This window comes from Ruminococcus sporogenes, assembly GCF_054655175.1.
This window is the reverse complement of sequence record NZ_BAAHOA010000055.1, coordinates 1-345: the sequence shown is the minus strand read 5'-3', so window position 1 is coordinate 345 and position 345 is coordinate 1. Positions and strand designations below refer to the sequence as shown.

The following is a 345-nucleotide window of genomic DNA, read 5'->3' as shown; positions in this document are numbered from 1 at the left end:
TTCGCAGTCTATCCTGTTTCTGATATTGATCTTGTTGCCGTCGAAGCATTCGCAGCTGTCAAGACAGATTATTTCAAGCTCCGGTATCATGCTCAGCAGCGTCATAAGGCGGCGTATCTTCGTATCAATATTTTCATTTGACAATACGGATATATTGGTGGGCTGAACGCTGAAAAAGGACAGCTCGCCTTTTTCCGTTTTCAGTCCGTATCTGCCGAAGCTTTTCAGTCCGAACAGGCTTTGCGTTGATTTTTTGTTTTTCATCTTGTTACCTCCAGTAATATATCTGCTGCGCCGTTACAAAAAAGCGGAAGGCGCAGACTATATAGTCCATGACCGTGGTTT

General features: G+C 44.1%; 1 pseudogene. It reads right to left on the bottom strand.

The features are described from left to right. Positions 1-264: pseudogene (locus ACYQ0N_RS15440) on the bottom strand (hypothetical protein); the annotation flags it as partial. Between the last annotated feature and the right edge of the window lie 81 nt (positions 265-345).